The organism is Comamonas terrigena NBRC 13299 (genome assembly GCF_006740045.1).
GTDB lineage: Bacteria > Pseudomonadota > Gammaproteobacteria > Burkholderiales > Burkholderiaceae_C > Comamonas > Comamonas terrigena.
The window spans coordinates 3028240-3053079 of the sequence record NZ_AP019749.1 but is presented as its reverse complement, the minus strand read 5'-3'; the positions used below and the strand labels follow the sequence as shown (position 1 = coordinate 3053079).

General features: G+C 66.2%; 21 protein-coding genes, 1 tRNA gene, 1 pseudogene and 1 riboswitch. Of the genes and pseudogenes, 10 read left to right on the top strand and 13 right to left on the bottom strand.

The features are described from left to right. The first annotated feature begins 52 nt into the window (after positions 1-52). Positions 53-433 (top strand): tautomerase family protein, encoded by a 381-nt coding sequence (locus CT3_RS13860; RefSeq protein WP_066533509.1) that lies wholly within the window; start codon positions 53-55, stop codon positions 431-433. Between the two features lie 13 nt (positions 434-446). On the opposite strand, the gene CT3_RS13855 is transcribed toward CT3_RS13860, so the two are convergent. Further along, positions 447-1385, bottom strand: a complete 939-nt coding sequence (locus CT3_RS13855; RefSeq protein WP_066533507.1) for a LysR substrate-binding domain-containing protein — start codon at positions 1383-1385, stop codon at positions 447-449. A gap of 192 nt (positions 1386-1577) precedes the next feature. Here CT3_RS13855 and CT3_RS13850 point away from each other — a divergent pair, with 192 nt between their 5' ends. Further along, on the top strand, positions 1578-2831 hold the full coding sequence (locus CT3_RS13850) for an MFS transporter (RefSeq protein WP_066533505.1): 1254 nt from the start codon (positions 1578-1580) through the stop codon (positions 2829-2831). A gap of 103 nt (positions 2832-2934) precedes the next feature. On the opposite strand, the gene arsH is transcribed toward CT3_RS13850, so the two are convergent. The 5 genes from arsH to CT3_RS13825 form a co-directional block, all read right to left on the bottom strand. After that, positions 2935-3705, bottom strand: coding sequence for an arsenical resistance protein ArsH (arsH, locus tag CT3_RS13845; protein ID WP_083520255.1), 771 nt, complete (start codon positions 3703-3705; stop codon positions 2935-2937). 101 nt (positions 3706-3806) lie between these two features. Next, complete coding sequence (gene arsB / locus CT3_RS13840) at positions 3807-4907, bottom strand: ACR3 family arsenite efflux transporter (protein ID WP_083520254.1); 1101 nt, start codon at positions 4905-4907, stop codon at positions 3807-3809. A 1-nt stretch (position 4908) separates the two neighbouring features. Further along, positions 4909-5397: an arsenate reductase ArsC gene (locus CT3_RS13835; protein WP_066533504.1), complete on the bottom strand. Its 489-nt coding sequence runs from the start codon at positions 5395-5397 to the stop codon at positions 4909-4911. A 10-nt stretch (positions 5398-5407) separates the two neighbouring features. Continuing rightward, complete coding sequence (locus CT3_RS13830) at positions 5408-5761, bottom strand: ArsR/SmtB family transcription factor (RefSeq protein ID WP_066533503.1); 354 nt, start codon at positions 5759-5761, stop codon at positions 5408-5410. A 207-nt stretch (positions 5762-5968) separates the two neighbouring features. Continuing rightward, complete coding sequence (locus CT3_RS13825) at positions 5969-6874, bottom strand: DMT family transporter (protein WP_066533501.1); 906 nt, start codon at positions 6872-6874, stop codon at positions 5969-5971. Positions 6875-6923: 49 nt separating this feature from the next. Here CT3_RS13825 and CT3_RS13820 point away from each other — a divergent pair, with 49 nt between their 5' ends. The 3 genes from CT3_RS13820 to CT3_RS13810 all read left to right on the top strand — a co-directional run bounded on the left by CT3_RS13820 (position 6924) and on the right by CT3_RS13810 (position 8437). After that, positions 6924-7493: a helix-turn-helix domain-containing protein gene (locus CT3_RS13820; RefSeq protein ID WP_083520253.1), complete on the top strand. Its 570-nt coding sequence runs from the start codon at positions 6924-6926 to the stop codon at positions 7491-7493. A 48-nt stretch (positions 7494-7541) separates the two neighbouring features. Next, the gene (locus CT3_RS13815) at positions 7542-8009 is read left to right on the top strand and encodes a GNAT family N-acetyltransferase (protein WP_066533497.1); all 468 of its coding nucleotides are present in this window, start codon (positions 7542-7544) and stop codon (positions 8007-8009) included. A 152-nt stretch (positions 8010-8161) separates the two neighbouring features. Then, positions 8162-8437, top strand: a complete 276-nt coding sequence (locus tag CT3_RS13810) for a hypothetical protein (RefSeq protein ID WP_066533495.1) — start codon at positions 8162-8164, stop codon at positions 8435-8437. Between the two features lie 131 nt (positions 8438-8568). Here the strand turns inward: CT3_RS13810 and CT3_RS13805 are convergent. Then, positions 8569-8645, bottom strand: a tRNA-Arg gene (locus CT3_RS13805). 322 nt (positions 8646-8967) lie between these two features. Between CT3_RS13805 and CT3_RS13800 the strand changes: the two genes are divergently transcribed. Together CT3_RS13800 and CT3_RS13795 are read left to right on the top strand one after the other, a co-directional pair. Further along, positions 8968-9327: a hypothetical protein gene (locus CT3_RS13800; RefSeq protein ID WP_115594645.1), complete on the top strand. Its 360-nt coding sequence runs from the start codon at positions 8968-8970 to the stop codon at positions 9325-9327. A gap of 16 nt (positions 9328-9343) precedes the next feature. Continuing rightward, positions 9344-9856 (top strand): ClbS/DfsB family four-helix bundle protein, encoded by a 513-nt coding sequence (locus tag CT3_RS13795; protein ID WP_066533490.1) that lies wholly within the window; start codon positions 9344-9346, stop codon positions 9854-9856. Between the two features lie 108 nt (positions 9857-9964). Here the strand turns inward: CT3_RS13795 and CT3_RS13790 are convergent, their stop codons facing one another. The 3 genes from CT3_RS13790 to CT3_RS13780 all read right to left on the bottom strand — a co-directional run bounded on the left by CT3_RS13790 (position 9965) and on the right by CT3_RS13780 (position 16904). After that, positions 9965-11503, bottom strand: a complete 1539-nt coding sequence (locus CT3_RS13790) for a GAF domain-containing protein (protein ID WP_083520252.1) — start codon at positions 11501-11503, stop codon at positions 9965-9967. A 9-nt stretch (positions 11504-11512) separates the two neighbouring features. Beyond that, complete coding sequence (locus CT3_RS13785) at positions 11513-15619, bottom strand: response regulator (RefSeq protein ID WP_066533482.1); 4107 nt, start codon at positions 15617-15619, stop codon at positions 11513-11515. Positions 15620-15731: 112 nt separating this feature from the next. Further along, a complete protein-coding gene (locus CT3_RS13780; protein WP_066533480.1) occupies positions 15732-16904 on the bottom strand; it encodes a response regulator in 1173 nt (390 codons plus the stop codon). A gap of 598 nt (positions 16905-17502) precedes the next feature. Here CT3_RS13780 and CT3_RS13775 point away from each other — a divergent pair. Beyond that, positions 17503-18276: a cysteine hydrolase family protein gene (locus tag CT3_RS13775; protein WP_227657901.1), complete on the top strand. Its 774-nt coding sequence runs from the start codon at positions 17503-17505 to the stop codon at positions 18274-18276. 119 nt (positions 18277-18395) lie between these two features. Here CT3_RS13775 and CT3_RS21420 read toward each other — a convergent pair whose 3' ends face one another. Continuing rightward, the gene (locus CT3_RS21420; RefSeq protein WP_172591785.1) at positions 18396-18554 is read right to left on the bottom strand and encodes a hypothetical protein; all 159 of its coding nucleotides are present in this window, start codon (positions 18552-18554) and stop codon (positions 18396-18398) included. 417 nt (positions 18555-18971) lie between these two features. Next, positions 18972-19134, top strand: a riboswitch (yybP-ykoY riboswitch). Positions 19135-19153: 19 nt separating this feature from the next. On the opposite strand from CT3_RS21420, the gene mntP reads away from it, so the two are divergent. Further along, on the top strand, positions 19154-19723 hold the full coding sequence (gene mntP / locus CT3_RS13770; RefSeq protein ID WP_066533478.1) for a manganese efflux pump MntP: 570 nt from the start codon (positions 19154-19156) through the stop codon (positions 19721-19723). A gap of 345 nt (positions 19724-20068) precedes the next feature. Continuing rightward, a pseudogene (locus tag CT3_RS13765) lies at positions 20069-20758 on the top strand (bifunctional aspartate transaminase/aspartate 4-decarboxylase); the annotation flags it as partial. A gap of 256 nt (positions 20759-21014) precedes the next feature. On the opposite strand, the gene CT3_RS13760 reads toward CT3_RS13765, so the two are convergent. Both CT3_RS13760 and CT3_RS13755 read right to left on the bottom strand, forming a co-directional pair. Beyond that, a complete protein-coding gene (locus CT3_RS13760; protein ID WP_066533473.1) occupies positions 21015-22757 on the bottom strand; it encodes a M14 family metallopeptidase in 1743 nt (580 codons plus the stop codon). A gap of 166 nt (positions 22758-22923) precedes the next feature. Beyond that, positions 22924-24816 (bottom strand): DEAD/DEAH box helicase, encoded by a 1893-nt coding sequence (locus tag CT3_RS13755; protein ID WP_066533471.1) that lies wholly within the window; start codon positions 24814-24816, stop codon positions 22924-22926. Positions 24817-24840: the final 24 nt, after the last annotated feature.

Below are 24840 nucleotides of genomic sequence, written 5' to 3'. Positions count from 1 at the left end.
TGAAATGCCTAGCATGCAGACATCTTTCATTCTTCACTTGCGGAGGTGTTCCATGCCCCTGACCCACATCACCCTGCGTGCCGGCAAGCCCGAGGCCTACCGCCAGGCCATCTTCGACAGCCTGCACCAGGCCATGCACGCCACATTCAATGTGCCCGAGGACAACCACTTCGCCACCATGGCGGAATGCGAGGCTTCCCACTTCCGCTACAACGCCTCCTACCTGGGCGTGGCGCGCAGCGATGATCTGGTGATCATCCAGATCACCGCCAACAACACCCGCAGCGAGGCGCAGAAGAAAGCGCTGTACCGCCAGATCGTGGAGCGCCTGGGCCGCAGCCCCGGTGTTCGCCCGGAGGATGTGTTCATCAGCCTCGTCGAGGTGGACCGGGCCAACTGGTCGCTGGGCCATGGCGAGGCGCAGTACGCCTGAACCGGCGCCGGGGTTAGACCCCTGGCCTGGTTTCCGGCCGCAGCCGCATGTCCGCCCCTGCCTCCCGCTCCAGCTCTGCCGTCTCCAGCAGCCACTCGCGCAGGGCGGCGGCGGCCGGGCGCAGCGGCGTGTGGCGCGGGGACACCAGGTAATAGCCCTTGTCCACGGCCATGCGCAGGCCCAGCGGCTCGCACAGCACGCCGTCGCGCAGTTCCTGCTGGACCAGCAGCGGGCTGCTCAGCACCACGCCCTGGTGGTGGCGTGCGGCCTCGATGGCCAGCATCGACTGGTCAAAGTGCAGGCTGGGCAGTTGGGCAATCTGCGCATCGCCCAGGCTGCTGAAGCGCCGCAGCCAGTCGCGCCAGTAGGGCAGCAGCGTGGTGTGCAGCAAGGTGGCGCGGGACAGGTCGTCCGGCTGGTGCAGGCCCAGGCGCTGGGCGTAGCCGGGCGCGCAGTACAGGTGGGCGCTGTCGGCGTACAGCAGCTCGGTCTGCAGGCCCGGGGCCTGGCCGCCGAAGTGGCGCACCGCCAGGTCCACGCGGTCGCGCTCGAAATCCACCATGTCGGTGGTGGCGCTCAGGTGCAGCGAAATGTCCGGGCGCCGCTGCAGGAACGCCGCCATGCGCGGCGCGAACCATTTGGCGGCCAGCGTGGGCGGCATGGACAGCCACACCTGGTGCGCATCCAGCTGCCGCAGCTGGTCGCTGGCCTGCTGGATGCGCGCCAGCGCCGGCTGCACGGCGGCCCAGTAGGTCTGGGCCTCGGGCGTGGGCTGGATCTGGCGGATGCTGCGCACAAACAGCGGCTGTCCCAGCCATTCCTCCAGCTTCTGGATCTGCTGGCCCACGGCGCCGGGCGTGACATGCAGTTCCGCCGCCGCCATGGTGAAGCTGTGGTGTTTCATCACCGCATCGAAAACCGCCAGAGACTTGAGAGGGAGAGGAGTGGGCATGATGAAGAAATTCTATTCCATGGCAGTTTTTAAATCGTTTGTCGCGCAGGCGCGGAGATTTGACAATTTCGCCATCGTGGATCGCCTGTGGGCGTGAGGAGTTGGTATGTCGGAGTGCGAGCAAATGGTGGGTCAAGTGATGGGCCGATGGAGAGGACGCGTGATGGCGCGCCGCCTGCAACGGGGGCACGCATGAAGGCCCGGGGCGCTTGGGGCCTGGTGCTGGTCGCCGCCGCCATCCTGATGGTGACCATGGGCGCACGGCAGTCGCTGGGGCTGTTCATGTCGCCGCTCAACTCAGCCACCGGCCTGGGCATTGCCAAGATCAGCCTGGCCATGGCCATCGGTCAGCTGGTGTGGGGGGCGGTGCAGCCGGTGTTTGGGGCCGTGGCCGACCGCTGGGGCCCGGGCCGGGTGATCGTGATCGGTGCCGCGCTGTTGGCGGCCGGCTGCGCGCTGACCACCCAGGTCACCAGCGAATGGGGGCTGATCGTGGCCGTGGGCCTGCTGAGCGCGGCCGGCGCCGGGGCGGGCAGTTTCTCCATCCTGATCGGTGCGACGGCGCAGCGCATTCCAGCCAACCGCCGTTCGGTGGCGGGCGGGGTGATCAACGCCGGCGGCAGCATGGGCCAGTTCATTTTTGCACCGCTGAACCAGGCGGTGATGACGGCATTCGGCTGGGTGTCTGCCATGTGGATGATGGCCGTGCTGGCGCTGTCCACCGCGCCCATGGCCTGGTGGCTGCGCGGCACGCCGCGTGCGGCCGCTGCAGCAACCCCGCAAGCCCCTTCCGCCACAGCAGCTCCAGCCGGTGCGGCAGCGCCTGCCGGCACCACGCTGCGTGAGCAGCTGCGCCAGGCGCTGCGCAACAAGAGCTACTGGTGCCTGCACGCCGGGTTCTTCACCTGCGGCTTCCACATCGCCTTTCTGGTGACGCACATGCCGGGCGAGGTCGATCTGTGCGGGCTCAGCGCCAACGTGGCGTCCACCTCGCTGGCCATCATCGGCCTGGCGAACGTGGCGGGCAGCCTGGTCGTCGGCGCGCTGGGCGAGCGTGTGCGCATGAAGATGATCCTGTTCTGGATGTACCTCTCGCGCGTGGTGGCCATCCTGCTGTACCTGGCAGCGCCCAAGGAGCCGGCCACCTTCTACATCTTTGCGCTGGCGCTGGGGGCCACCTGGCTGGCCACCGTGCCGCCCACGGCGGGGCTGACGGCCAAGCTGTTCGGCACCCGCTACCTGGCCACGCTGTTTGGCCTGACCTTGCTGAGCCACCAGGTGGGCGGTTTTCTGGGGGCGTGGCTGGGCGGCATCGCCATCACCACCACCGGCAGCTACGAATGGATGTGGTGGGCCGATGCGGTGCTGGCCCTGCTGGCAGCGCTGGTGAACCTGCCGATCCGCGAAGCCCGCCTGCCGGCGCGCACGGCAGCGGCCGCTGCCTGACGGGCCTGGTACGCCGCGACGGCTGCCGCACAAAACTTGCAGCAGCCGCAGCCACCGGGGTCCTGGCCGGGGACCACGGCAGGCACACGGCACATGGCATTCCTCACATGCTGGCCAGCGTCTGGGCGTGCTGGCGGGCCAGCGCCTCCTTGCGTTCGCTGTAGCGGTCCACCAGATACGGGGCGGCATCGCGTGTCAGCAAGGTGAACTTGACCAGCTCTTCCATCACGTCCACCACGCGGTCGTAGTAGGGCGATGGCTTCATGCGGCCTGCCTCGGTGAATTCGTCATAGGCCTTGGCGACCGAGCTCTGGTTGGGAATGGTCAGCAGGCGCATCCAGCGACCCAGCACGCGCAGCTGGTTGACTGCGTTGAAAGACTGGGAGCCGCCGCTGACCTGCATCACCGCCAGGGTCTTGCCCTGCGTGGGGCGTACCGCCCCTTCGGACAGCGGAATCCAGTCGATCTGCGACTTCATGATGCCGGTCATCGCGCCGTGGCGCTCGGGCGATGTCCAGACCATGCCTTCGCTCCACAGCACCAGCTCGCGCAGGGCCTGCACCTTGGGGTGGTCGGCCGGCGCGGCGTCGGGCTGGGGCAGGCCTGCGGGGTCGAAGATGCGCACCTCGGCGCCCATGCCCTGCAGCAGGCGCGCCGCTTCCAGCGTCAGCAGCTTGCTGTACGAGCGCTCGCGCAGCGAGCCATACAGCATCAGGATGCGCGGTGCGTGCGTGGACGGCTGCACCGCGTGCAGCGCCTGCTGTGTGGGAACGCGGAAACTACCCGGGTCGAGCTGGGGGCAGAGGACTGCGGCAGATGACGCAGTGTCGGAGGTGATGTCGAAAGGCGTATCGGGAATGGCGATGGTGGACATGCGGTAGTGCTCAAGGATCCGGTGACAGATAGACAGACAGGCGGGGCAGGGGCTGTGCGGGAGCCAGTAGCCGGGCGAAAGACGCCAGCGCTGGTACTGGCTCAGGCGGCTCCGCCTTCGTACCAGCGGCGGCTGCGGTTCACCACCGCCACCACGGCCAGCATGGCGGGCACTTCAATCAGCACGCCGACCACGGTGGCCAGTGCGGCGCCCGAGTGCAGGCCGAACAGGGCAATCGCCGTGGCGACCGCCAGTTCAAAGAAATTGCTGGCGCCAATCAGTGCCGAAGGCCCGGCCACGCAGTGCGCCACCCCCAGCCGCTGGTTCAGCCCGTAGGCCAAAGCGGCGGTAAAGACCACCTGGATCAGAATGGGCACGGCCAGCAGCGCAATCACCACGGGCTGGGCCAGGATGGACTGGCCCTGAAAGGCAAACAGCAGCACCAGCGTCAGCAGCAGCGCAGCCATGGACAGCGGGCCCATGACTGCCGTGGCACGCTGGAAGGCGGCCTCACCCTGCTTGAGCAGGTGGCGGCGCAGCGCCTGCGCCAGGGCCACCGGCACCAGGATGTAGAGCACCACCGAGGCCAGCAGCGTGTCCCACGGCACGGTGATGGACGACATGCCCAGCAGCAGCGCCACAATGGGCGCAAAGGCCACCAGCATGATGGCGTCGTTCAGCGCCACCTGCGACAGCGTGAAATACGGGTCGCCCTTGCACAGCTGGCTCCAGACAAAGACCATGGCCGTGCAGGGCGCGGCGGCCAGCAGAATCAGGCCGGCCACATAGCTGTCGATCTGCGCTGCATCCAGCCAGGGTGCAAACAGCTGGCGCACAAACAGCCACGCCAGCAGCGCCATGGAAAACGGTTTGACCGCCCAGTTGATGAACAGCGTCACCCCCATGCCGCGGGCATGCGCCTTCACCTGCGCCAGCGCGGCAAAGTCAATCTTGACCAGCATGGGGATGACCATCACCCAGATCAGCGCCCCCACGGGCAGGTTGACCTGGGCCACTTCCATGCGGGCCACCGCGGCGGTCAGCCCCGGCAGCGCATGGCCCAGTGCCACGCCAGCGGCAATGCACAGCAGCACCCACAAAGTCAGATAGCGCTCGAACACCCCCAGGGCCGGGCGGGCCGCTGCACGTGGGGCCGGGGCGGCTGTGGTGGAGGTCTCGGTGGCAGGCATCGGGGCGGTCATCTCAGTTCGCTCCGATGCGCGCCACCAGCGGCTGCAGTGCGGCGGAATCCAGTTGGGCAAACGGCAGCTGCACCAGCTGCAGCATGCGGTAGGCCAGGGCCTGGCGTGTCAGCTCAAACCGCTGGGCCTGCTGCTCGGGCGGGGCGGCGGAAGGGTCGGGGTAGCTCCAATGCGCACGCACGGGGGCGCCGGGCCAGATCGGGCAGGGCTGGGCCGCCGCGCTGTCGCACACCGTGATGACCACGCGCATCTGCGGCGCACCGGGCTGGGCAAACGCATCCATGTGCTTGCTGGACAGGGTGGACACATCGACCCCGGCCGCGCGCAGCGCCGCCAGGGCCTGCGGGTGCACCCGGCCGCTGGGCGCGGCACCGGCGCTGTGGGCCTGGGCGTCTATGCCCAACTGCCGGGCCCAGTGGTTGAACATGGCCTCGGCCAGCACGCTGCGGGCGGAATTGTGGGTGCACAGCACCAGGATGTGGGTGGTCATGGGGTCAGCCTCAAGCGGAGGGGTTGGAGGTGGCGGCGTCGTCGCCGGGGCAGCAACTGCCCACGGACTGGCCGCAGTCGGCGCCGGCGCAGCAGTTTTCGGTCAGGTAGCCCAGCACGGCATCCATCTGCGCGTAGGCCGCGCGGTAGATCAGGTTGCGGCTGCAGCGCTCCTGCGTCACCAGACCGGCGCGCACCAGTTCCTTCAGGTGAAAGGACAGGGCGGTGCCGGCCACGTCCAGCTGCTCGGCCAGCACGGAAGGCGTCAGCCCGCCTGCACCGGCCACCACCAGCGCACGGAACACGCGCAGCCGGACCGCATGGGCCAGTGCGGCCAGGGATTGGATGACTTGGTCTTCATTCATATTTCAATAATAGTTGAATTATTGAAATGAAGCAAAGCCCGCTGCCAAAACAACCGCTGGAGGTAGCGGCGTGGGTGGGGCCTGGTCTGGCCCGGAGTTCGGTCAGACCGCCCCTTGGGCATCGGGTGACGCAGCACCACCCGGCATCGCGGGCCCTGAGTGCACTGCGTCGGGGTGTCTGGGCACAGGCTCCGCAGCCAGCCGTGCTTACCGCCGTCCTAGAACGCTGGCAAACGCCGCCGACAGGATCAGCGCCCCGCCGACCATCAGCCCTGCATGCACTGCGGCACCGCCCCACCATACGGCGGTGACCGCCGCAAACACCACTTCACACGGCATGACCACGGCGGTCACTCTGGCCGTAAGCCGTGCCGCCCCGTATTGAAGGCACAGGTTGGAGGCGAGAAAAGCCACCGCGAGGCCCGCCACCAGCACCAGCCAGGGGCCGGATGCCGACGGAAAACTCACTTCCATCGTTGCCGCAGCCGCTCCGCAAGAGAAGGCGATGGCCGCAGTGCCCGCAACCATTGCCCCGCCAAGGAACATCGCAATGGCGCGGCCTTCGCTGGGCAACGCGGCACCGCGCCTCAGCATCACCGTGTTCAGCGCGAATGCAAATCCGGAAAGCGTCGCCAGCACATCCGCAAGCACCGGCTGGGCAGGGCTGCCTGGGCTGGTGTCCGTGCTGGCACCGGGCTGCATCAGAACAAAGGCCGCACCGATCACCGTCAGCACCGCACGCAGCACTGCTGGCGCCGTCATGCGTTCCTGAAGCAGCAGTCTGGCCAGAGGCAGTGACCACAGCGGCATGAGATAGAAAAGAAGGACAACCCGCACCACATCGCCTATTCCGACCGCCCAGTTGAATGCCGCGTTCGTGAAGCCCGAGGCCATCAATATCCACCACAGTGCGGGCGTTCGGGCCAGCAAGCGCACCGCGCTGGGGCGCCAGACAGCGACCACGACCGCCACGACCAGGTAGATGACCGCAGTGGCCCACAGCGGGTGCATCCCCATGCCCTGCAGCTGCTTCAGCGGCCACCATGAGACCCCCCAGACTACACAGTTCAGGAGCAGGGCCAGCACTGGAGCGACGGTTGAATTTGAAAACATGACAATCAGAAAATTCCACTAAAGTAGATTTTCTACTATAGTAGATGGCATGGCAACCCACTCCTCCCCTGAACACCTGATACCCCGCCGTGTCCGCGAAGAGCGCAACCGACGGGGGCTGACGCTCGACCAGCTGGCCGGGATGGCGGACGTCAGCCGCGCCATGATTTCCAAGATCGAGCGGGGGCAGAGCACCCCCACGGCCGTGCTGCTGTCCAAAATTGCCGATGCCATGGGGCTGAGCCTGTCGGCTCTGATGAGCGAGCCGCGCACCCCCACCACCGCCGTGCGCAGGATGCAGGAGCAGCCGCACTGGGTGGATCCGGAGACGGGCTATATCCGTCGGCTGGTATCGCCGCCAGGGGATGACAGCGCCACGGAAGTCGTGGCCGTGGAGCTGCCCGCGCACAAGACCGTGACCTTCGCGGCCACCGAAAGCCTGCATTCAGACGACCAGGTGTTGCTGCTTGCGGGCCGGTTGAATCTGCGCTGTGCAGAAGTGCTCTACGAGCTGCAGCCCGGTGATTGCGCCAGGGTGTCCACCACCCAGGAACAAACGTTTGAAAACCCGGCGGATGCGACCGCACGCTACCTGGTGATCAAGAGCCACTACCGGTGATGGGCACAGCTACCCTCCCAAAAAATGAGGAAAGAGGAAAGAAGAGAGATGGATCTGAAGTTCAAATGGAACCGCATGGAGTCGTTCTCCGCGCTGGAGATGTACAACATCATCCAGGCACGCGAAGCCGTGTTCGTGGTGGAGCAGGCCTGTGCGTACCAGGAAGCGGATGGCGCAGACACCCAGTCCTGGCATCTGTCCGTCCTGTTGGACGGCGAGCTGGCCGCCTATGCGCGTGTCGTCGATCCCGGCGTCAAGTACTGCGAGCCGTCCATCGGCCGTGTCATGGCGGTGGCGCAGTACCGCAAGCTGCAGATTGGCCGTGCGCTGGTCACAGAAGCCATTGCGTTTGCCGAAGCCAAGTTCCCTGGAACAGGCATCCGCATCGGGGCCCAGGCCCATCTCCACAAGTTCTATGGTTCGCTGGGGTTCCTGCCGGTGGGTGAGATCTACGACGAGGACGGCATCCCCCACATCGAGATGCTCAAGCCGCCCGTTGCTGTGGCTCAGAACTGACGGCGCGGAGTACCGTCGAATCGCCCCGTTCTGCGACCTGTTTTGCGACCTGGGGCATCCCGGTGCGGTGGTGCAGCCCGTCGCCTGGGGCGCTGCCTCCCCGTGTGCTGCGTTTCCCAGGGGGCGCCGCGTCTGCGTTTAGACTTGCCTCCATGTCAGCCCTCTACAACCACATGGTCGCCGCGCTCCGGGAGCACTGGACCGCCCACAGCCAACAATATCCCCAGCGCTTTGAGCTGACCGACGCCGCGCTGCGCGAACTCAACGACACCCGCAAACTGGTCAACGACACCATGAACTACGTGCTGCGCCCCGGCTGGGAAGCCGTGTTCCTGGGCGTGCCGGTGCAAGGCGGTGCTGCGGTGAATGCGCTGGTGGCGGCCGATGGCAGCCTGCACCCCCTGGTGGAGCACGCGCCCGCCGCATAAGGCGCTGTCAGGGCCCGCCGGCAGCGCCTGCAGCCAGGGCATGCCGCATCCCGGGTGCGGGTCCGTGCGCCGTACGCAGGACCGGGGCATGAAAAAAGCCGCACCGGCGAACCGGTACGGCTTGGCAGCGGTGGTGCGGCGTACTGGAATCGAACCAGTGACCCACAGCTTAGAAGGCTGTTGCTCTATCCAACTGAGCTAACGCCACACGCTTGGTTAACTGTCTGAAATGCCCTCTAGGGGATGGCCATCACGGTGGGTGGAGCGCAGCGCGCCGTATTCCCCCTCCCGTGCTTTCAGGGTAGCCGCTGATTATGCCAGCGATTGGGCACGCGGGACTTTGCAGCGCCATGCGCTCTTTCGTTATCTCCACGGCCTTCCCATCCTGCCGGAATGTTGGCCATCACGCCGGTCGATCCTGCGGCATGCCTCGACTGAGATGGGGCCCCAGGCTGTACGGTGCCTGCAGCGGTGGTCGCTGTGTGCATTGGATTTCCCGGCTGTTTGTGAGCGCCTGTTACATTGCCCGCATGAGGAGCAAAGCACTTCCAAAGTCCCGCCAGAACGCCACGGGGCTGACAGGCTACCTTGCCGGCAACTACCCGCTGCGCACCGTGTTCTGGGGCTTTGGCCTGGGCGGAGGCGGCGCGTGCATGCTGGCCATGTACGCTTTGGCCACCCATTTGCCCTATATGCAGGCAACGGCCTGGCAATTCGGCTTGCTCTATGCCTTTGGGTGGTGGCGGGCCACATGGAAGTCCGCCGGCCAGTATGCCGGGCCATTGGTGTGGCAGCGCGGCGCCAAGGCGGCCGTGGTGGCCACCGCCGTGCTGACCATGGGTATGGCTGTGCATGCCAGCCGCCTGAACCGCATTCCCTTCAGCGGCTGAGAGAAGGGGGGCATGGGTGGGCGTTCCACAAAACAAACAGGAGTTGCTGGAGGCCATCCGGACCACGCATGCCAGGCTGTGGGCGGACCTGTGCACCATCCCCGATGCGCGCGCCCATGAAGCCACGATGGAAGGCCATGCCCAAGGCACGTGCATGAGCCCGGCGGATCTGGTGGCCTACCTGGTCGGCTGGAACCTGCTGGTGCTCAAGTGGTGTGACCGCAAGGCCCAAGGGGAGTCTGTCGATTTCCCGGAGACGGGCTACCAGTGGAATGAACTGGGGCTGCTGGCGCAGAAGTTCTACGCCGACCACGCGCACCAGGACTACCCGGCGCTGCAGCAGCAGTTGGCCCAGGTGCACGCGCGCATCGTGGCGCTGGTGGAAGCCTGCAGCGATGCACAGCTGTACGGCGCGCCCTGGTATGGCAAATACACACTGGGGCGCATGATCCAGTTCAACACATCATCCCCCAACGCCAATGCGCGGGTCCGCATCCGCAAGTGGAAGAAGCTGCACCAGCTGGCCTGAGGGTGTTCGCTGGCCCGCGCCAGATCGCGCCATCTTGTACAGCCCGCAGGCATTCGACGGGGAATGTTGGCTTGCAGCTTTTGCTGCGCCCCCTGGCAGGGCGCTGGCTCAGCAGCATGCTTCACGGTGCGAGTCGGTGTGCGGTGGTGCGGAGGCAGTCTCTTTCTGCAGCCGGTGGATGCCGGTGGCCACAATCGGCTCCAGTGCCGCCAGCAGCTCCCGGTGTGCAGGGGTCAAAGGCTGGGTGCTGGCCATTTCGATGACGGCAACCACCTGGCCGGCATGCCGTATCGGCACCAGCAGAAGAGACGCTGGTGTGCAGTGGCCAAGGCCGGAGCGGATGCGCAGGTACTGCGGACCCGGGGCCTCCACCAGCACGGGTTCGGCGGTGCTGGCGCAGCGGGCCATCAGCCCGGTGGTCATCGGAAAATCGGCCAGCGCCTGGGAGGGCGTGGCGGCCGTGCCGGCATAGTGCGCCAGGGCCTGCAGGCGCTGATCGCTTCCATCCACCACGGCAATCAGGCTCTGGCCCAGCGGCAGATGGCGTGCCAGTTCCCTGAGGGTGACCTGGCCGAAGGCTTCCAGCGAATCCACCAGTTGCAGTCCCCGCAGCAGATCGGAAACTGCCTGGCCGCGCGCGGCTTCGTCGTGCATCTGCTGCTGGCTCTCGCGCAGCGCCTGTACGGTCAGGCGGTGGCGGGCCACCTCGCGGTGAAGCCGTCGGGCCCAGAAGGCCATGGCCAGCAGCAGCCCCGCCAGTGCCGAACCTGCAGGAATCCCCCAGGTCACGAGCAGATCGCGCCACTGGTGGTCGGTGTCGAAGGAGGCTGAGTACATCTGGTACTCCATCAGCGACACACCGTACTTGTTGCGCCAGGAGATATCCAGGCCCGACCCGACGCGGCGGCTCTGGCTGAAGAAGGCGCTCAGTGTCTGCTCCAGATCCGGGGTATTCGGGGAAATGCCCCAGCCAACCTGTGTGAGTTCCCCCACCGGAAACAGCAGATCGAGGTTGTCCAGATCGTCACGGACCCATTTGAAGGCCGACTCGGCGGCGATCACGGTGAAGTCGGCACGGCGCTGTGCCACCGCCTGCATGGCCTGTGCGGTCGGTAGGGGGTGGATGGTGATGGGCGTATTTTTGTTGGTGGCGTTGTAGCTGCGCAGCCATCCCTCATACGCCGTGCCGGCCTGCACGGCCGCTGTGCGCCCGGCAAGGTCGTCCGGGCTGCGCAGGATGGTGCGCGCGTCTGGCCGCGCCACCACCACGTTGCGGGTCGAGAAATACGGCACCAGCACCATCTTCTGTTCGCGCCACGGGGTGATGTGCAGATCGTTGGGGTACAGGTCGCAGCGGCCCGAGGCCAGCGGCGCGGCTTCGTAACGCGCATCGCGCTGGACCACGCCTTGGGCGTTGACGAACTGCGCATCCCAGGAGGGCAGGTTTTCCACCCTGGCGGGCACCCCCAGGTAGCGGGCAAATTCCTGGGCGTTGGTGCGGTAGAAGTCCGCGCTGGATCCGGCCACGCACACGCGCAGCTCCCCCGTGTTGCGAATCTCTGCCAGCGTCCGGCCATGGGCGGACCCCGCTCCCGCCAGGGCCGCAGCGGCCATCACGGGCAGAAGAGTGCGTAGGAGCGTGTGCATGGTGTGCGCCTACAAGGTTTGGGCCTGGGCCTGGTCCAGGGCTGCCAGGGCCGCCGTGAAGTCGATCCGGTCGATCGCGCGCGCCACCGGGGTCAGTTGCGCCGCCAGCGGATCGGCTTCCGCGGCCAGGCGCTGCGTCAGCGCCTGCAGCAGGTCGACGGCTTCGGCATCGCTGTCCTGCAGAAGTTGACGCAAGCCCTGCAGCATCGTCGCCGTGGCGGCGGAGCGTGTATGCGGGGGCTGCACGGCGGACACCGTTGCCTGTGCAATACCCTGCGGGCGTGGCAACTGCTCCAGGGCCGCAATCAGGGGCTGCAGCAGCGCCTCCACCTGGCCCAGCAGAGGCAGCACACCGGTCCTGGAAGGAGTGGTCTGGCATGCCGCTTCTAGCCCCGCAGCCGCAGTGGCCAGGGCCTGGGCGCCAATGGTTCCAGACGCCCCTTTGAGCGTATGGGCCAGGCGCGTCGCCAGCGGGGCATCGCCTGCCTGCACGGCTGCCGTGAAGGCGGCCGCAAAACCTGCCTGCTCATGGGCGTAGAGGCCCAGCAGGCGGCGGTAGAGGCGGGCGTCCTGCTGCACGATGTGCAGACCTGCTGCCAGATCCACCCCGGGAAGTTTGGGCAGCTCCGACAGTTCCGAGCGTTTCGGCACAGCCGGCAATGACGGCGCTCCAGCCAGGGGCGGAGGGGGCGCCCCGCCTGGGGTCCCCGGTGGCGGGCCTGCACCAGCCTCCGGGCCGGTAAGCGGGCGGCCGATCCAGCGGGCCAGGCAGGCAAACATCTCGCCCACCCGCAGGGGCTTGGGGATGTGGTCCACCATGCCGGCCTCGATCACCTTTTCCCGGTCCCCCGCCATGGCGTTGGCCGTCATGGCAATGATGGGCAGGGCATCCAACCGTGGCTGGGCGCGGATCTTCTGTGTGGCGACAAAGCCGTCCATCACGGGCATCTGGCAGTCCATCAGCACCGCATCGAAGCGTGGATCCTGTGCCAGGCAGTCCAAGGCCTCCTGGCCATTGCAGGCCACCACCACGTCGATGCCTGCATTGCGCAGCAGCTCCTGCGCTAGTTCCTGGTTCAGCTCGTTGTCCTCCACCAGCAGCACCCGTGTCCCTTGCAACTGCTGCAAATGCTCTTTCTGCCCCTGTTCCCTGGTTGCGGCACGGGACTGCACCAGCTGGCCCTTGCCCAGCGCCTCTCCCACGGCTTCCAGCAGGGTGGATGGTGTGACGGGCTTGGTGAGCACAGCATTGACATGTGCTCCCCGGGTCTGCAGGGCCGTCATGGCCTCTTCACGCCCGAAGGCCGTGACCATGATGACGGCCGGTGCGTCCCCTCCGTGGGAGGACTGCATCCGCGCCACGGCTTCGGCGCCGTCCATCCGGGGCATGCGCCAATCCATCAGCACCAGGTCGTAGGCAAGCTGCCGCTCGTTGGCCTGCCGGACCAGGGACAGGCATTCATCGCCGTCCCGGGCCACATCCACCTCCAGGCCGAAGTTCCGAGCCATGGTCGAGAGGATCTCGCGCGCGGCAGCGTTGTCGTCCACCACGAGGATGCGCAGTCCCAGCAGCTCCTGCGAGTCGAACATTCGCTGGGGTGTGGGGTCGGGCTGCAGGCCGAAACGGGCGTGGAAGTGGAAGGTGGAGCCATGCCCCAGCGCACTCTCCACCCAGATGCGGCCCTGCATGAGCTCCACCAGGGTGCGCGAGATCGCCAGCCCCAGACCGGTCCCGCCATAGCGGCGGGTGGTGGAGCTGTCGGCCTGGCTGAAGGACTGGAACAGCCGTGTGCACTGCTCTTGCGTCATGCCGATGCCCGAGTCCTGCACCCAGAAGTGCAGCTCCACTTCGTCGGGCGTCTGGGCCACCATTTCCGTTCCCAGGATGACTTCGCCGCGCTCAGAAAATTTGACCGCATTGCTGCACAGATTGACCAGCACCTGCCCCAGCCGCAGCGGGTCGCCCACCAGGGTGGCGGGCAAGCCGGACGCCGTATTGAACAGCAGCTCCAGACCCTGATCCTCGGCCTTGATGCCGATGAGGTCGGCCACATGGTCCAGCACGTCCGCCAGCTTGAAGTCGACCTTCTCCATGGACAGCTTGCCGGCCTCGATCTTGGAGAAATCCAGGATGTCGTTGATGATGCCCAGCAGGTTTTCCGCCGAGTGGTTGACCTTCTCGATGTAATTGCGCTGCTTGGCGTTCAGCGTGGTCTGCAAGGTCAGGTGCGACATGCCGATGATGGCATTCATGGGCGTGCGGATCTCATGGCTCATATTGGCCAGGAACTCGCTTTTGGCGCGGGTGGCTTCCTCGGCCAGTTCGCGGGCGCGGCGCACCTCGTCCTCGGCGCGGTGGCGCTGCGTCACATCGCGCACCGAGGCGCACACGCATTCGCCCCGGCCGCCCACATCGGGCAGGCGGGAGATCCCTAGCTCGATGGGGATTTCCGTCCCATCCTTGCGCAGGCCGTACACACGGATACCGTCAGCGCCCATCAGGTGGGAGCCGCCTTCCTGGGCAAAGCTATCCCGCTGTGCGGCATACCCATCCCGCGCATAGAAGGGGATCAGCGTTGCAATGGGCATGCCGATCAGCTCTTCCTCCCCATAACCGAACATCGTTCCCACCAGGGGGTTGGCCAAAGAGATGCAGCCTTCCGGATCCAGGACCAGCATGCCGTCGGGCGAGGATTCGATGATGCTGTGGTACCAGGTCTCGGTGGCCTTGATCGCGTCCTTCTGCCGTGCCAGCTCGTCGGCCTGCCGCTCCAGCGTCCGGGCCTGGGCCTGGGTTTCCTGCAGCAACTGGTGGGTGGCCAGATTGCGCTCCATGATCTCCAGATTGGCCGCAAGCGACGGCATCAGGGCATCCAGCAGCGCCTGGCGGCCGGGGGCGCTGGGCTCCAGGCTGGCGATCTCCAGAACGCCCAGCAGTTCATCCCCCCGCATGACGGGCAGCACGTTGATGGAGCGCGGCGCCGCCTCCCCCAGTGCAGAGCCCACGCGCACATAGTCTGCCGGGGGATTGGTCAGCACAATGGGGCTGCGCTCCACGGCGCATTGCCCCACCAGCCCTTGGCCCAGCGGAATGTACGGCTCCTGGGACTGGCCCGCGCACTGCGCAAAGCCCCCCAGCAGGCGCAACCGGCGCTGCGCCTTTTCGTGCAGATACAGCACCCCATGCCCTACGCCCAGCAAGGGCGCAGTCAAGGTGAAGAAGCGCTGCGCCAGTTCGGCAAAGGTGCGGGTGGCCTGCAGCTCCGCCGAAATCGAGGCGGTGTGCGCCTTCACCCACCGCTGTACTTCCAGCTCGCGCGCAAAACCCTGCAGCACTGTCACGGCGCGCGCCAGGGCGCCCACGTCGTTCTGGTAGGCGGTGTGGGGCACCTGCTGCTCCAGGTCGCCTGCGGCGATACGTTCCACGGCCGTGCGCAGCTCCGCCGCAGAAACGCGGATGGAGCGGACGATGAGCCAGGCCAGAAGCACGCTGGACAAGCCGCCCAGTGCCAGCAGCACCATGCCGCGCAGCCGGGTTTCATCGGCCAGCACCTGCACCGCCTTGAGGGTGGCGCGGGCACTCTGCTCCTTGGAGGTGGCAATGGCCTCCATGGCCTGGCCCACGGTGTCGCCCATCGTCCTGAATTCCCGGCTGGAAATGCGCAGCCGGGCCTCGTTCAGGCGGCCCTGGCGGGCCAGCTCCAGCATGTGCTCCAGGGCCAGGCGGTACGCGGCATAGTTCTGGTCGAATGCCGCCAGCCTGCGCCGGTTGTCCTCCTGGACGATGCGTTTGCGCAGCTCCGCCACTTCACGGCTGATGTCCGCATGCGCCTTGTCCAGCTGCCGCATGGCATTGGCATGGTCCGCTTCATCGTTGGTCAGCAGCGCATCGCGCAGGGAACGCTCCATGTCGGCATAGAAGAACTGCACGGCCCGCGCATCGGAGATGCCTTGCAGCTCGTTCTCGTACATGTCCTCGATCTGGTGGCTCACCTTTCCCACCGTGTACAGCCCGAGCATGCTGATCAGGGACGCCATCAGGAGCACCACCGCAAAAGCGGTGGCCAGCTTGGCCGTCAACGAAGAGCGGTGGTAGTGCTGAACCAGACCAGTCATGGAGTAAGCGCCTCTTCTCAAGAGCAGTGCAGGGGGCCGCTATCGGGGGGGCTGCCCGCAGGGGCCGGGCAAGGGGGCAATGATGGGGCAACGAGGTAAAGGCGCCCGCAGGCTAGGCAATGGAGCCGATGTCGCCTTTGGCAAGCTCCACGCTGCGTTGCTTTTCCAGCATGTCGGCATGGCTGTCGGCATAGGTCCGCGAAATCTCCTGAAACCGGTCCAGCACGCCCAGGAAGGCGTCGAACACATCCGGGTCGAAATGCGTGCCGCGCCCTTCGCGCATGATGTCCACCGCCTTTCCGTGCGGCATGCCTTCCTTGTACACACGGCGGCTGATCAGTGCGTCGTAGACGTCCGCCACCGCCATGATCCGGGCCGAGACGGGAATGGCATCGCCGACGAGGCCTTGCGGGTAGCCGCTGCCGTCCCACTTCTCGTGGTGGCCGTAGGCTATTTCCTTGGCGTATTTCAGGAAGTCCACCGCCATGCCCAGCTGGTCCTCGGCATGCTGTATCGAATCCCGGCCTAAGGTGGTGTGGGTCTTCATGACCTCGAACTCCTGCGGCTCGAAGCGGCCCGGCTTCAGCAGGATCCGGTCGGGAATGCCGATCTTGCCAATGTCATGCAAGGGCGCGGACTTGAACAGCATGTCGATCACATTGCCGTCCAGGTGCAGGCGGAAGCGCGGGTGGTCTTTCAGCGCCGTGGCCAGCACCTTCACATAGTGCTGGGTCCGGCGGATGTGGTTGCCGGTTTCATTGTCACGGGTTTCGGCCAGCGAGGCCATTGCCAGGATGGTGACATCCTGGATGGCTGCCAGCTCACGGGTGCGCCTGTGCACCTCGAAGTCGAGAAACTCGTTCTGGTTTCGCAGGATGTCCGCCCCGATCTTGGCCTGCAGCTGCGATGCCACGCGTGCCAGCAGAATGGGGGGATTGATGGGCTTACTGATGAAGTCGGCCGCGCCCACCTCCAGCCCGGTGGTTTCATCGGCCGTGCCGGTCATGGCCGTCAGAAAGATGATGGGGATGTGCCGGGTTCTGGGCGACTCCTTGAGCCTGCGGCAGACCTCGTAGCCCGACATCCCGGACATCATCACGTCCAGCAGCACCAGGTCGGGAAGTGTGTCCTGGGCAATGATCTCCAGGGCCTTCTCGCCGGAGCTGGCAAGCTTCAACTGGTATTTGGCTTTGAGCAGGCCAGACAGAAGCCACAGGTTGTCCGGTGAATCGTCCACCGCCAGAATCTGCGGACGAAGCGGCTTCTCTGTGGTTCCTGCAAGCATAAGATCTCCCTGGTCACGGGTGTCGAGACTCTCTTTTCAGAATGTCCACCATTGCCTACACCTTGGCAAGACTTTCCCGACAGGCTCCCATTCAGGTTGCGCAGGAACATCGTTGTGCTCGTTCGCCCGCACGGTTCGCAGTGCGCCCGCCTGCCATCAGCCGCCTGCCAGCAGCTGTCAGCCTTGCCGGCACCCGGGAAGGCGCTCATGCCTCCGGCGATCGGCAGCGCCCGGCTTCCGGTGTCCCTGGGGGCTGGCGCCGTGCAGGGCAGGCCCGTGCTCAGGCCAGCCAGCAGGGAAGGCCTGCTGTGGTGGCTGGCGAGTGGACTGCGCTGGGGGCGGCGGGGGGCTTGTGTGAGCTGCCACAACTGCGACAGCGGCCATGGCAGCGTCGCTGTAGATGCTGCAGTGCAAAAACTTGCTACAGTGGGGCTCCATGGTTCGCTGCACACTCACCACCACTACCTCCACGACCGCTAATTGCGGACCGTGTGAAGTGCCGTGAGCGATCAGTCGATCCACTTCCCAGGCCCGCCAGCAATGGACAGGGCTTTTTTTATGCCCTTGCGCCGCTGGCACCACGCAAGGAAATGCATACATGTTTGCCCTGTTAGTCCTCGATGTCCAAGTCGGGCTGGTCCACGGTCCCGAATCCATGTGGCGCTGCACCGAGATGCTGGAGACCATCAACACGCTGATGGCCCAGGCCCGGCGCGCCGGAGCCCCCATTTTTCTGGCACGCCACATCGGTCCCGTGGGCACGCCCATCGGCCCCGGCAGCCCATTGGCCGAACTGGCGCCGGAGCTGCAGCTGGATGGCAGTGAAGTGGTGTTTGAAAAGCACCGTCCCAGCGCTTTTGCAGGGACCGGGCTGCTGGACAAGTTCCGCGCTGTCGGTGTGAGCGGCGTGGTCATCACCGGTATGAAAACCCAGTACTGCGTGGACACCAGTTGCCGGGCTGCGCGCGATATGGGCCTGGAGGCCGTGCTCATTGCCGATGGCCATACCTGCGCGGACACCCCTCAGCTGCGTGCCGAGCAGATCGTGGCACACCACAACGCGACGTTGGCTGTTCTGCTCGGTCGTGCCTGCAGATGCCTGGAGTTTCCCGGTGCCAGCCCAGGCCGCGCGCACTGCCGTGCCGGCACGCTGAGGCCCGAACCACGCCACCTCCGGCCCTGCGGCTCTGCGCCAGGAGCCGCAGGGCCGGTATCCGAATGCCGGTGCGGTGTGTGGCGTGCGTTTAGCTCAACAGGGTATCTGTTCTCATGCGATGGCGCAGGTGCATCGCTTCCATGCGCGCGGCGACCGTCGGGTGCGATCGCGTGTCGTGCTCCCTGTGGTTGGTGGCTGCCCCCATCTGGCAGCTGATGCCGAAGAAAAAAGCCGGTGCCTTGCGGCGTGCGTGGGAACTGAAGAGAGGGAGGGAGGAGACGCTCCCAGGCCCGGCAAAAAGGTAAAGCCTGTGAACGGTAGGTCCTGGACTGGAATCAGTGCACCGCCATGCAGCGGTACAGGCGCTGCACGGTCCGCACGCTGATGGCAGATGCCCTGGGAAAGCGCCGCATGGCATCTTCAAGGGCCGCGCAGGTGCTGGGGAACAGGGCGGTGTAGTACGCCCCTTCGACTTTGATAATGCACCGCCTCATTGATGACTCCTTGAACGTGATCTGCTGTCTACCGTTTATCGGCTAGTTTGTATCAAACTGAAACAGAATTGTGTAAAGACAGCGTCGGTCAGCGGTTGCTCACGCAGCAGCGCCCACCTACAGGGTGGCTGCGGAATGCAAAGCCGGTGTCTGGTGGCATGCCTGGCAGGGCTGGGGCAATGCGCCGGGGCAATGCGCCGGGGCCCGGTGGGAGGCTGGTCTGTATCCATGCAGCGCTTCTGCCATGGCGGGCAGCAGCTTTCGCAGCGCTGGGGTCGCAAAGGTGCTGCAGAGTTGCACGTGCCATTCACCGTTCGCACCGGCTTTCGCAGGTGCAATGCGATCCATTTCGAACGTGAAATAGGGCCTTTGGCGCTACCTCCCAAAGATGGGCGCAGCGCGCTTAAACTTTCGGTTCCCTTGGGGAGTAGCCTGCTTCCGCCCTGGAAGCGTCTGCGTCAACACACTCGGCATCTTCATGCTGTGGCGCAGGCATCCGTTCTTCGGTTGGCGAGACCATCGGCATGTCACTGCGACGCAGGTCGGGCAGTGGTGGCATGCCGTTGTGCTCAGGCCCGACCGTATTCCCAGAACCCCAGATGAACGCTGCTTCCATCACCCTGTTGGCGCTCGCCATGTCCACCGACGCCTTTGCTGCTGCCATTGGCAAAGGATCCGCCCTTATGAAACCCCGTTGGTCAGAGGCGGTGCGCACCGGTCTGATCTTTGGCGTCATCGAGGCCATCACCCCCCTGGTCGGCTGGGCGCTGGGCTATGCCGCCGCCGACTATGTCGAATCCTGGGACCACTGGATTGCCTTTGTCCTGCTGCTGGTGCTGGGCCTGCGCATGGTGCGGGGCGCGTTCCAGCATACGGATGCGCCGGAGATCAGCAAGCCGGCACGGCACGGGTTCTGGCTGCTGGTGGCCACCGGTTTTGCCACCAGCATCGATGCCATGGCGGTGGGGGTGGGTCTGGCGTTCCTGGATGTGAACATCACGGTGGTGGCGCTGAGCATCGGCTTTGCCACCTTCGCCATGGTGACGCTGGGCGTCATGGTGGGGCGCCTGCTGGGCCATGTCACGGGCCGGTGGGCAGAAGCGGTGGGCGGCCTGGTGCTGATCGCCATTGGTTCGCTGATTCTGTACGAGCACCTGTCCGCCGTCTGAGAGCGAAGCCATATCCACGGCAAGCGCTGCACAGCCATCCACTGCGGCGCTGATTCCGTGGAGGTGTGAATGTGTCCCATTTTTTGACTGTGCCCGGCCGCCATCCAGCTTTTGATGGGCATGTGCAGGATGGGCCGCAAATGGGCTGAAGAGATATTGGTATGCGCCTACAAAAAATCCCGCTGTCGGCGGGTTTTTCTATGGAGGAAATGCTTTCAGTGCCAACGCTGCGTGGTTTGCTTTCTCGCATAGAGGTTTGTTTTTTTATAGCAGACCCATATTGCAGGTGGTCGGTTCGCGTGATTTTGGTGGCGTGGCAGAACGCGCATGCACCGCACTGTGGAGGTGTGCCCGATGAACACCATCCTGGTGTATTCCTTCTCCAGGTACTTCGGCGCCACGGGCTGGCGGCTGGGCACCATTGCCCTGCACCAGAACAATGTGATCGACCAGAAGCTGGCGGCCCTGTCTGCGGCAGACAAGACCTCGCTGGAGCACCGGTATGCGTCCATCACCACCGATGTCCCCGGCTTGAAGTTCATCGACCGTCTGGTGGCCGACAGCCGCACCGTGGCACTCAACCACACGGCCGGGCTGTCCACGCCCCAGCAGGTGCAGATGGTGCTGTTCTCGCTGTTCGCGCTGATGGACGAGAGCAACCATTACAAGGCGGCGCTCAAAGGCGTCATCCGCCGGCGCCAGGGCGCGATGTACGCCGAGCTGGGCATCGAGGTGCCCGACGATGAGAACTCGGTGGACTACTACACCCTGCTGGATCTGGAGAAAATCTCCGAGCAGCTCTATGGCACCGAGTTTGCGGCCTGGGTGAAGGGCAGCTTTGCGGCCAACGAGCTGCTGTTCCGCATCGCCGATGAAACCGGCATCGTGCTGCTGCCGGGCCGGGGCTTTGGCACCCCGCACCCCTCGGGCCGCGCCTCGCTGGCCAACCTCAACGAGTTCGAATATGCGCGCATCGGCCGGGCCCTGCGCAGCATGGCCGACGAGTACTACGCGGCCTGGAAGAAGAAGAAATGATGCCAGCCCGGGCCGCGGCGCACCACCATGCGCGGCTGCTCGGAAGGTCGGCTGTCAGGCTGAATGGGGTGGTATAGGTCGGAGTAGATCGGTATAGGCCGGTCGCCCCGCAGCCCCACCAGCGATCAAAAAAGCCCCGGAGCCTGAGCGCCGGGGCTTTTTGCTGGGGCGAAATTGCCAGGGGCTGCCGATGCGCCGCGCCGCAGCGCCTGCGCACCGCTGCGCATCATTGCGCCTGGGGTCGCTTCAGTCCTATTCAGTCCTCTTCGAACACCAGGGTGGTGGGCGCCATCACGCGGGCCAGATCGCCCAGTGTGGGGATGATGCCCTGCTTCACATAGCTGTAGGGTGTATCGGGCTCCAGCGCGGCGGCGGCCACATTGGCCAGGGGCTGGTTCATGCTGATGAAGTAGCTGCCGGGCACGGCGTCGATGGCGTTGCGCACCACGCTGATCTTGGCATCGGCGCCGGCGGCGGCATAGCCGTCGCTGAGCACCGGGGCCTGTTCGGCCACGCGCTGCACCTGCACGCCCAGCAGGCGCAGGCGTTCCACCGCGCGGTCGCTTTGCGGCGACAGCCAGTAGCCGCAGGGGCGGGGACGCTGCAAGGTGGGGCGCAGTTCCTGGCTGGAGCGCCAGGCGGCGCGCACCGTCTTGTCGGCGCCGGTCAGCGGGTCCAGCATGACCACATCGCGCTGCGTCTGCTGTGCCTGTGCGGCCACGGTGAGCTGGCCCTTGCAGGCCTGGGAGGCCACATCGCGGGTCACAAAGGACTGCACCTTGCTCAGGTCGTCAGCCCGGGCAATGGTGTCGTTCAGCGCGGCCGTCAGTGCCGTCACCTGGGTGTGGACCCGGCGCTGGATGTGCAGGCGCTGCAGGTCGGCGCCGCGGCTTTGCACCGTCAGGCTGGGCAGGTTCTTCAGCGCCGCCATGTTGAACAGGCTGGTGGGGGCCGGGCTGCCCGTGCTCAGCACCTTGTCGGTGGGGCTGGCCGTATAGGCCCAGTCCACGCGCTGGCCGGCCTGGGTCAGGCTGTCGGTGATGGGGCGGTGCAGCCACTCGCGTTCGGCCTTGGCCACGAACTCGTGCACATTGGGGCTCAGACCGTACTGCAGGCCGGCATCGTCGGCGCGCAGGGCGTCGAACTGTTCCAGCGTGGGGTGGATGGCGGCAAATTCCTCGGCATTCACCACCACGGTGGGGCGGTAGTCCCGCACCAGCTTGGCCAGTGCGCGGGCTTCGGGGGTCTGCAGCAGCAGGTGGTCCTGCGTCAGCAACGTGCCGTCCGCAGTGGCGGCGCTGCCGGCTTCAAAGCCGTCGGGGTTGGCGCGGGGCACCAGCACCACATTGACCTGGCCCAGCAGGGGGTGCAGCCGGCCACCGGCGTCCAGCTCCTGGCTCATGGCAAGCAGCGCCTCGGTGGGGGCAAAGTCCGTGCCTTGCTGGCCGGCCACGATCAGTACCGTGGGGCGGCGGGTCTCGTCCAGGGCTTCGGGGTTGATGGCGCTGGCCTTGGCGGCCACCAGCGCATGGATGGGGCGGCCTTGCTGGCTGGTGCCGATGGTGATCAGGCCCAGGCGCACAGGCTGGCCCAGTGTCTTGGTGGACAGGGTCTGCAGCAGCGTGCTCAGCTCTTCATTGGTGGTGAAGCTGCGGCGGCCGTTTTCCAGACCGGGCGTCTGGTAGCGCACGGCGGGATCGGGAAAGCGCAGCGCCACTTCTCCGGCGTAAGGCAGGGCTTCCAGCGCAGGGGCCGGGGCAATCGGCGTGGTTTGCGCAGTCGACAGAATGGAGGATGGCGAGCCGCCGGCGGCCTCGGGTGCGGGTGTGCGCGCCGGGGCCGGAGCGGGCCGGCTGGGTTGCCAGACGGGCAGCGGGGTACTGGCACAGCCGGCCAGCACCGTGGCGGCGCCCAGGACGCTCAGCCACCGCAAGAGGGCAGAACGGGCTTCCGAACGATCCTGAAAGGAGGAGGGGGCGAAAGTGGAGGGCGTGGTCATGGTGTGCGGGTACCTCGGGTCACGGTCAGGCCATTCCGCAGCCGCAAGGGGCGTGCGGGTGGCGCAGGGGCAATGCTAGCTGCAGCGTGGGGAGTCCGTGTGTCAGCGCAGGGCGCGCTGCTGCAGTTCGAAAACCTGCAGGCGCAGGGCCTGCAGGTGGGCGGGATCAGCGGTTGAAGCCGCCGCCACCACCACGGCGGTTGCCGCCGCCAAAGCCGCCGCCGCCGTTGCCGCCACCGCCGCCATTGCCACCGCGGCGGTTGCCACCGCCGAAACCGCCACGGCGACCGCGATCGGCCATGCTGTCCACGCTGGTGCGCATCGGGTCAGGCTGGCCGCCATTGCCGCCGCCGCCATTGCTGCGCGGAGCGGCATTGCGGATCACGCCCACATGGGTGCCCAGGTGGGCGTTGGCGCGAGGGGGTTGGTCGTCAAAACGGCTCGGGCCTTCGTAGCCGTCGCGGATCTGGCGCTGGGGTTGGCTGCGCGGTGCGCGTTGCTCGTCACGGGGGAAGTCGCTGCGCGGTGCATCGGCACGCGGGTTGTCACGCGAGGGGCGTTGGCGCGAGCGATTGAAGCCCTGGCCGCTGCGGCGTTGCTGGGCGTCGCCCTCACCGGCGAATTCGGGGCGCGGTGCACGGGCCTGGTCGTTGCCACGGCGGTTGCTGCCGTTGCTGTGACCCTGGCGGCGCTGGCCGTCTTCGGATGCCGCGGCACCCTGGCCACCTGCGGCGGGACGGGGGCCCTTGCCCTTGCCGGCGGCACGGTCGCCACCCTGGGCCACCTTGTTGGTGCGGATGCGGTCCATCATTTCCTGGCGCGCAGCCTTTGCAGCGGCCTGCATCACGTCGCGGCTGGGCGGCTTGCCGGCACCGCCCCAGATGGTCTGGCGGCCCATGGCGATGGGTTCGGCCTTCTCATCGGCTTCGGGGCCGAAGCCTTCGAGCACCTGCACCGGGATCTCCTGCTTGGTGAAGCGCTCGATCTCCATCATGAAGCCTTCTTCGTCCATGCACACCAGGCTGACGGCATGGCCTTCGCGGCCGGCGCGGCCGGTACGGCCGATACGGTGCACGTAGTCTTCAGGGACGTTGGGGATTTCGTAGTTCACGACGTGCGGCAGCTCGTCGATGTCGATGCCGCGGGCCGCGATGTCGGTGGCCACCAGGGCGCGCAGCTCACCGGTCTTGAAGCCGGCCAGTGCCTGGGTACGGGCGCTCTGGCTCTTGTTGCCGTGCAGCGCCATGGCGCTGATGCCGTGCTTGGTCAGGTAGTCGGCCACATTGTTGGCACCGAACTTGGTGCGGGTGAACACCAGCACCTGGCTCCAGTTGTGTTCCTTGATGATGTGCAGCAGCACTTCCTTCTTCTTGCCGCGGCCCACGGGGTGGATCACCTGGGTGATGCGCTGCACCGTGGTGTTGCGCGGCGTGACCTGGATGGACTGCGGGTTCTTCAGCAGGCTGTTGGCCAGCTCGCGGATGTCGTCGCTGAAGGTGGCGGAGAACAGCAGGCTTTGCTTGTCCTTGGGCACCAGGTTCAAGACCTTTTTCACGTCATGGATAAAGCCCATGTCGAGCATACGGTCGGCTTCGTCCAGCACCAGGATTTCGACCTGGGACAGATCCACCAGACCTTGCTGCTGCAGGTCCAGCAGACGGCCGGGGGTGGCCACCAGGATGTCCACGCCCTTGCGGATGCGGTCCACCTGGGGCTTCATGCCCACGCCGCCGAAGATGACGGTGGAGGTCACGTCCAGGTACTTGGCGTAGCTGACGAGGTTTTCGTTGATCTGGGCAGCCAGCTCGCGGGTGGGCGAGAGCACCAGAGCGCGGATGCCGCCGGCCGGAGCCTGGGTGCCGCCTTGCGTGAGGCGGTGCAGCATGGGCAGCGAGAAGGCAGCCGTCTTGCCGGTGCCGGTCTGGGCGCCGGCCAGCAGATCCTGGCCGGTCAGCACAGCGGGGATCGCCTGTGCCTGGATGGGTGTCGGGTTCTCGTAACCCTGTTCGAGCACGGCCTTGACAATGGCAGGTGCCAGGTTCAGTTCTTCAAATGTCATTCTTGTCGATGCGCCCGTCCGGGG

Bases quoted from the DNA above. Each gene is read 5' to 3' on its own strand.
- arsH (WP_083520255.1), bottom strand. From the start codon at position 3,705: ATGTCCACCATCGCCATTCCCGATACGCCTTTCGACATCACCTCCGAC.
- CT3_RS13825 (WP_066533501.1), bottom strand. From the start codon at position 6,874: ATGTTTTCAAATTCAACCGTCGCTCCAGTGCTGGCCCTGCTCCTGAAC.
- CT3_RS13855 (WP_066533507.1), bottom strand. From the start codon at position 1,385: ATGCCCACTCCTCTCCCTCTCAAGTCTCTGGCGGTTTTCGATGCGGTG.
- CT3_RS13790 (WP_083520252.1), bottom strand. From the start codon at position 11,503: ATGCACACGCTCCTACGCACTCTTCTGCCCGTGATGGCCGCTGCGGCC.
- CT3_RS21420 (WP_172591785.1), bottom strand. From the start codon at position 18,554: ATGAGGCGGTGCATTATCAAAGTCGAAGGGGCGTACTACACCGCCCTG.
- CT3_RS13830 (WP_066533503.1), bottom strand. From the start codon at position 5,761: ATGAATGAAGACCAAGTCATCCAATCCCTGGCCGCACTGGCCCATGCG.
- arsB (WP_083520254.1), bottom strand. From the start codon at position 4,907: ATGACCGCCCCGATGCCTGCCACCGAGACCTCCACCACAGCCGCCCCG.
- CT3_RS13755 (WP_066533471.1), bottom strand. From the start codon at position 24,816: ATGACATTTGAAGAACTGAACCTGGCACCTGCCATTGTCAAGGCCGTG.
- CT3_RS13820 (WP_083520253.1), top strand. From the start codon at position 6,924: ATGGCAACCCACTCCTCCCCTGAACACCTGATACCCCGCCGTGTCCGC.
- CT3_RS13850 (WP_066533505.1), top strand. From the start codon at position 1,578: ATGAAGGCCCGGGGCGCTTGGGGCCTGGTGCTGGTCGCCGCCGCCATC.
- CT3_RS13835 (WP_066533504.1), bottom strand. From the start codon at position 5,397: ATGACCACCCACATCCTGGTGCTGTGCACCCACAATTCCGCCCGCAGC.
- CT3_RS13785 (WP_066533482.1), bottom strand. From the start codon at position 15,619: ATGACTGGTCTGGTTCAGCACTACCACCGCTCTTCGTTGACGGCCAAG.
- CT3_RS13775 (WP_227657901.1), top strand. From the start codon at position 17,503: ATGTTTGCCCTGTTAGTCCTCGATGTCCAAGTCGGGCTGGTCCACGGT.
- CT3_RS13860 (WP_066533509.1), top strand. From the start codon at position 53: ATGCCCCTGACCCACATCACCCTGCGTGCCGGCAAGCCCGAGGCCTAC.
- CT3_RS13810 (WP_066533495.1), top strand. From the start codon at position 8,162: ATGTCAGCCCTCTACAACCACATGGTCGCCGCGCTCCGGGAGCACTGG.
- CT3_RS13815 (WP_066533497.1), top strand. From the start codon at position 7,542: ATGGATCTGAAGTTCAAATGGAACCGCATGGAGTCGTTCTCCGCGCTG.
- CT3_RS13780 (WP_066533480.1), bottom strand. From the start codon at position 16,904: ATGCTTGCAGGAACCACAGAGAAGCCGCTTCGTCCGCAGATTCTGGCG.
- CT3_RS13760 (WP_066533473.1), bottom strand. From the start codon at position 22,757: ATGACCACGCCCTCCACTTTCGCCCCCTCCTCCTTTCAGGATCGTTCG.
- CT3_RS13800 (WP_115594645.1), top strand. From the start codon at position 8,968: ATGAGGAGCAAAGCACTTCCAAAGTCCCGCCAGAACGCCACGGGGCTG.
- mntP (WP_066533478.1), top strand. From the start codon at position 19,154: ATGAACGCTGCTTCCATCACCCTGTTGGCGCTCGCCATGTCCACCGAC.